Below are 6,303 nucleotides of genomic sequence, written 5' to 3'. Positions count from 1 at the left end.
CGCTCCCGCTTCGTATCGCTTTTTCGCCCGCTCCGGCTTTTCCTCGTCCTCGCGCTGCTGACGCCCGGCGCGGCGCTTGCCGCCGACGCCAAGCTCGGCGCTCTCGAAATCCATCATCCCTGGGCGCGGCCGACCACGGGGAGTACGGGTGCCGCTTACTTCACGATCACGAATACGGGGACTGCGGACGATGCCCTGCTGCGGGCCGAGGCGGCGGTCGCGCCGAAGGTGCAGATTCACACCATGACCATGGACGGCATGGTGATGCGCATGCGCGAACTCGATCGCCTCGCCCTGCCGGCGGGACAGACCGTGGCGGCGGCACCGGGCGGCATTCACATCATGCTGATCGGTCTGAAGGCTCCTCTCGTGCGCGGCGATACGTTTTCCATGACACTCGTGTTCGAGAAGGCAGGTTCCGTCGATGTCACGGTCGATGTTCAGACTCCGGAGGAGGCGCGGAAGAGCCAAAGCGGGGCGAGCGACATGCCCGGCATGAAAGACATGCACTAGCCGCTTTCATCCGCTGGCGGATGATCCAACGCCCGGCCCAATCCTGAAGGGCCGGGCGTTTTTTTTGCGCTGCAGAAGAAGTTATTGCGCCGCAACAATCGAATGCGCTTGAAACGAAATTCGGGAATTCAAGATGCGATAGGATTTTTATTCCTATGCGTGTCAAAAATGCAATACGCAGACTCAATGTACGCATATGCCCGGCCATGCGGGGCAACTCCGCCTTGACTTACAAGGGGTTTAACGGTGGGCTAGCACATGAGGGATGCTGACTGGTCGGGGGGAGCAGTCGCATGGGCAATTCAAGGCATCCATCGAACATCCTCCCGATCCAGCTCTGCAAGGTTAGTGAAGCCATCGAGGATCGAGGAGGATCACTCAATGAGAACAAGGCACGTAAAAACGTGGCTATTGAGCGGCCTGGCCGGCGCGGCCATGCTGCTGGGGGCGGGATCGGCCCAGGCAATGGGATTCAAGCTCGGCGAGGCCGACCTGAACGTCGACACCACGGTGTCGCTCGGCATCGGCGTCCGCACGTCGAAGCAGGATTGCGGGCTTGTTTCGAAGGCCAACGGCGGTTGCGGCGCGGGTGCGGGCGTCAGTTTCGGCGTCAACGACGACGACGGCAACGTCAATACGGATCAGTGGGACCCCTATTCGATCGTCCTCAAGGTCACGTCCGACGTCGAGCTCAAGTATCAGAATTACGGCGCCTTCGCCCGTGTGAAGGCCTTCTACGACTACTGGGCAGATCAGCAACTCGGCACCCATGACAACCAGTATGGCCGCCGTCCGCTTCAGGACAATCTCCGCGGCGACGATGCGATCAACGCCGCCTCGCGCGATCTGCAGCTTCTCGACGCCTTCGTCTACGGCAATTTCGACATCGGTGAGCAGCGGCTGACGCTGCGCGCCGGCAAGCAGGTGATCAACTGGGGCGAAAGCCTTCTGATTCCCGGCGGCATCAGCTCCTACCTCCCGGTCGACGTCGGCGCGCTGCGCACGCCGGGCGCGGAACTGAAGGAAGCCTATCAGCCCGTTCCGGCTCTCTATGCCTCGCTGAGCCTGCCCAACAACATCAGCGTCGAGGCCTTCTGGCAGGCGCTGTGGCAGGAAACCAAGCTCGACGCTTGCGGCACTTTCTTCGCCACGACGGACGCGGCCTGCACCGGCGGCATGTATGTGATGAGCGGTGGGGAGTTCGTTGACGGCGACCTTCCTGGCCGCAACATGCACGGCATTACTCCGGTTTATGTGATCGATCGCCGTCCCTCTCAGGAGGGCACCGATGGCCGGACCTACGGCGCGGCGTTGAAGTATTATGCCGACTGGCTGAATGACGGCACCGACATGGGGCTCTATTTCGTCAATTACAGCTCGACCCTGCCCATCGGCACCTGGACCTCGGTCAATCTTCTTAATTTTCTCGCCGGCACCGAGATCAAACACGTCCTCCTGCAGTATCCGGACGATATCAAGACCATCGGCGGCTCGTTCAACACGACGATCCCGGTGCTTGGCGGCTCGGCCTTCTCGGGCGAAGTCGCCTATACGCATGACATGCCATTTGCGTTGAGCGACGTGGAGGAAAACTGTCATGACGTTGCGACGACGCTGGGCATTCCGGTGAATGCGATGTGCCGTCCGCAGGCGCAGACGGTTGGAAAAAACGACGTCATCCCCGGCTACGACCGCTTCAACGTCGTGACCGGCCAGCTTGCCATGATCAGTACGCTGCCGACCTCGAACCCGATGACCCAGGCGATCGGTTCCGACCTCGTCGTCTTCGTCGCCAATGCCGGCTTCCAGTACATCCCCGGCCTCACGAGCGCCAACAACCGGCTCGCGGCGCCCCGCGCGGCGAACTTCTATGGCAACTACAACGCCTATTCGAGCACCGTCCAGGCACTTCTCGGCGACCCGGCGTGCAACGCGAGCACCTGCCACACGCTCTACGCGACGCCCTTCTCCTGGGGTTATCGCCTGATCCTCAACGCGGACTACAACAATGCCTTCGGCACGGCGGCGACGGTTTCGCCGACGATCCAGTTCGCGCATGACGTGGACGGCTATTCGGCCGGCCCGATCGGACCGGGCTTCGTCCAGAACAAGAAGGTCGTGACGCTGGGCCTCAACGGCAAGTATCGCGACTGGCGCGCCTCGATCGCCTACACCTACAACTGGGGCAATTCTTTCCGCAACTTCTCGAGCGACAAGGATTTCGCCACGGCGACGATCAGCTACGCCTTCTGAGCAGATGTCGGGGCCGGTGGATTCACCGGTCCCGATGCCCGCCGGAGCGCCGCAGTCTAGGTCGCTCACGCAAGACCGGATGTCGCGGCCGTTTCCGGAAGACCCGCCGAAGCGTTTGGAACATGCTCCGTTATCGGAGAAGTTCCCGAAGGCCCGGCGAGTTGCGCAAATTTGAGGCAGGCGACGGCACATGCCGTTCCGTTGATCGCTTTCGCCGCGGTGAACGGTGAGCCTGTCGGGCTTGGGGTTCGGCAATCGTAAGGGAACAGAGTTTAGTTACGTAAGATGCTGGAGAAAGACAGAATCGCACGTGGCTTTGTTTGCGCCGGGTTGCCGTTTTGATATGATCCCAGGAGAGTTGGCGGGAAACCCAGCCCCGATGGAAAACCACCGGGTGTCAGATAAGAAATCAAGTGGAGGGAACGTACATGAAAAGGACGACCTTGTTGGTCTCCGCCTTTGTGTTTGGCGCACTCAGCACGAGCGCGCTGGCCAAGGTGCCGGATGCCCAAGTCAATCGGCTCGGCGGCGATCTCACGCCGATCGGCGCCGAAAAGGCCGGTGAGGGGGATATCCCGGCCTGGACCGGCGGTCTTCAGACCGTGCCGAGCAACGTCACATACAAACCCGGCGATCATCTGCAGGATCCGTTCGCCAGCGATCCGATCAAATACACGATCACGGCCGCGAATGCCGGGCAGTACGACGCCGTGCTGCCGGACGGCTACAAGGCCCTGTTCAAGGCCTATCCTGACTATAAAATGAACGTCTATCAGACGCGCCGTACCTGCGCCTATCCGGACCGCGTCTATGTCGCCACCAAGAACAACGCCAAGGTCGGCGAACTCGTCGGCGGCGGGTCGGGCGTCAGCGAAGCCATCATGGGTTTCCCGTTCCCGATCCCGAACAATGCCTTCGAGATCATGTGGAACCACACGCTGCGCTATCGCGCCTTCAAGACGGTGCGCCAGTTTGCCGCGGCGCCGGTCACGCGCAGCGGCGACTACACGCTGACGATCGTACAGGACGAAGCCATCCTGCAGTGGTCGGATCCGTCGAAGAAGCGGGCCGAGGATCTCAACAACATCTCGCTCTACTACATCGCCAACACGATCGCGCCGGCCCGCGAAGCGGGTAACGTGATCCTCGTTCACGAGGCATTGAACGCGACGCTCAACGGCGGCCGTCAGGCCTGGCAGTACAGCCCCGGTACGCGCCGCGTGCGCCGCGCGCCGAACATCTCCTACGACAATCCGGGCACGAACTCGGACGGTCTGTCCACGTCGGACGCCTTCGACGGCTATAACGGCGCGCTCGACCGCTACGACTGGGCGGTCATCGACAAGAAGCCGACGATCGTCGCCGCCAACGACTACAAGGCGGAGTCGACCAAGTACAAGGACTACATCAAGCCGCTTCACCTCAACCAGGATGCGATCCGCTACGAAGTCCACCGCACCTGGAACTTCGAGGCGAAGCTCCGGCCGAATACGCGCCACGTCTATGCCCGCCGCGTCTATCACAACGACGAGGACGCCTGGCAAATCACCTCGGCCGAGCTTTATGACGGCCGCGGCCAGCTCTGGCGCGTCCAGGAGCTCCAGCAGCTCCAGCGCTACAACGTGCCGCTCTGCGGTTCGGGCACGGAAGCGGTCTACGATCTGCAGGCGGGCCGTTACCTCGCCCTTGCCATGCAGAACGAGGAGCCGCCGGTCAACTACTTCGCCGACGAGCTCGATCCGAGCCGCTATACGCCGAACGCCATTCGTCAGCTTGGCGTCCGCTGAAAAAGCGCCTAATCTGCGGAGGCCGGGTCTTGGGAAACCGAGACCCGGCCTTCTTTCTGTCTGAAGCCGGGTGAGGCGATGCCGCCTTTCCCGGATGAGGACCCTGACGAGATCAACGCAACAAACCGGTCTGCAAGAACCGGATGTCAACAGAGAGCCGCCCGCGACCGCCCGCGCGCCCATCCGGCGCGGCGTCGACGCAGCGGAAACGCCGAGGTAGGGAGCCCTGGTCATATGAAGTTCAGTCAAGTCATCCGGTTCGGTTCGGTCCGGCCGATTCCGTTCATCCGGGGCGTCGCCGTTTCGGCCGCCATGTTCGCATTGCTGCTGGCGCCGGTCGGCCTCCAGAGCGCTCGCGCCGCCGATACCGCCGCCAAGGGCGATGAGGCCATCGAATATGCAACCCCGTCGAACCTCGCGAGCCAGGGCCTTCTGCTCGCGGCGACGAAAGCGGGCAAGCGGCTGGTCGCAGTCGGAGAATTCGGCCATATCATCTATTCCGACGACCAGGGCGCGAGCTGGGTGCAGGCGGCTTCGGTGCCGACGCAGGCGACGCTGACCAGCGTCTATTTCGTCAACGACAAGCTCGGCTTTGCCGGCGGCCACGACAGCACCGTGCTGCGTACCGATGACGGCGGAAACAACTGGACGCTCGCCTATCATGACGTGCAGGCGCAGGCGCCGATCATGACCGTCTATTTCGCCGATGAGAATCACGGCTTCGCCATGGGGGCCTTTTCTTTCGTGATCGAGACGGAAGATGGCGGCAAGAACTGGAAACAGCGCTCGCTGGTCGAGGGCAGCCAGGAAGATTCGCATCTCAACATGGTTTTCGGCGAAAAGAAGACGGGCACCATTCTCGTCGCCGCCGAGTTTGGCACGGTCTATCGCTCGGCCGATCAGGGCAAGACCTTCCAGGAGATCAAAACCGGTTATGAAGGCTCCTTCTGGGGCGGCGTTTCGCTCGCCGACGGATCGGCGCTCATTTTCGGCATGCGCGGCAATGCCTATCGTTCGACCGATGACGGCCTGACCTGGTCGAAGATCAACAGCGGCACGGACAAGTCGATCGGCGGCGGCGTCGAACTTGCGAACGGCACGATCGTTCTCGTCGGCCTGCAAGGTTATGTCGGCTACAGCACCGACAAAGGCCTCAACTTCACCGAAGTCGTGCGCGCCGATCGTCTCGGCTACACATCGGTCACCGAAGGTCCCCAAGGCTCCATCGCGGTCTATGGCGAGCCGGGCGTGAAGCTCCAGCCCGATACACCCGCCGAAGCGGAAAAGGCGGTCGGTTTCCACTTCGTCTCCGGCAGCTGACGCCGCATCTCAGGCGCATCGATAGAGAAACCCCGGCCCTCTCGGCCGGGGTTTCCTTTTGGGGCATCCGACGAAGATGATCGGCCGTCGCGCGATCGCGGGCTTTCCATCGGTCCCGCCGGACGCCACAATCGATAAAAAACAAGAGCAGGACGAGACCGGGGAGGGCGACATGGCAGGTGCCGCGCAGGAGGTCGATTTCAGCCGCTACAGGCGTATCAAGGCGAACCGCCAGGACCGCGTGCTGACGCTCGCTCTCTCCAATCCGGGTCTCATGAATGACGTCGACGGGGATATGCATCGCGAGCTGTCGCAGGTTTTCCTCGATGCCGCGACCGATCCCCTGTCCGATGTCGTCGTGCTGACCGGCGAGGGCAAGGCCTTCTGTGCCGGCGGCGATCTCAACTGGATGAAGCGCTCCTTCGAGACC

The 6,303-nt window shown here is 62.2% G+C and carries 5 protein-coding genes; all 5 read left to right on the top strand.

The window, feature by feature from the left end; genetic code table 11:
• Positions 1 to 513: copper chaperone PCu(A)C (locus VMR03_RS18835; RefSeq protein WP_325407999.1), on the top strand; the 513-nt coding region annotated here is incomplete at its 5' end.
• Between the two features lie 381 nt (positions 514 to 894).
• Positions 895 to 2,766: a DUF1302 domain-containing protein gene (locus tag VMR03_RS18830; RefSeq protein ID WP_325407997.1), complete on the top strand. Its 1,872-nt coding sequence runs from the start codon at positions 895 to 897 to the stop codon at positions 2,764 to 2,766.
• A 428-nt stretch (positions 2,767 to 3,194) separates the two neighbouring features.
• Positions 3,195 to 4,553 (top strand): DUF1329 domain-containing protein, encoded by a 1,359-nt coding sequence (locus tag VMR03_RS18825; protein WP_325407995.1) that lies wholly within the window; start codon positions 3,195 to 3,197, stop codon positions 4,551 to 4,553.
• Positions 4,554 to 4,787: 234 nt separating this feature from the next.
• The gene (locus tag VMR03_RS18820) at positions 4,788 to 5,873 is read left to right on the top strand and encodes a WD40/YVTN/BNR-like repeat-containing protein (RefSeq protein WP_325407993.1); all 1,086 of its coding nucleotides are present in this window, start codon (positions 4,788 to 4,790) and stop codon (positions 5,871 to 5,873) included.
• Between the two features lie 172 nt (positions 5,874 to 6,045).
• Positions 6,046 to 6,303, top strand: a 258-nt coding sequence (locus tag VMR03_RS18815) for an enoyl-CoA hydratase-related protein (RefSeq protein WP_325407991.1), incomplete at its 3' end; no start/stop codon positions are given.

The organism is Parvibaculum sp., from assembly GCF_035511255.1.
GTDB lineage: Bacteria > Pseudomonadota > Alphaproteobacteria > Parvibaculales > Parvibaculaceae > Parvibaculum.
The sequence above is the reverse complement of the archived record's forward strand: the minus strand, read 5'-3'. Positions and strand labels throughout refer to the sequence as shown.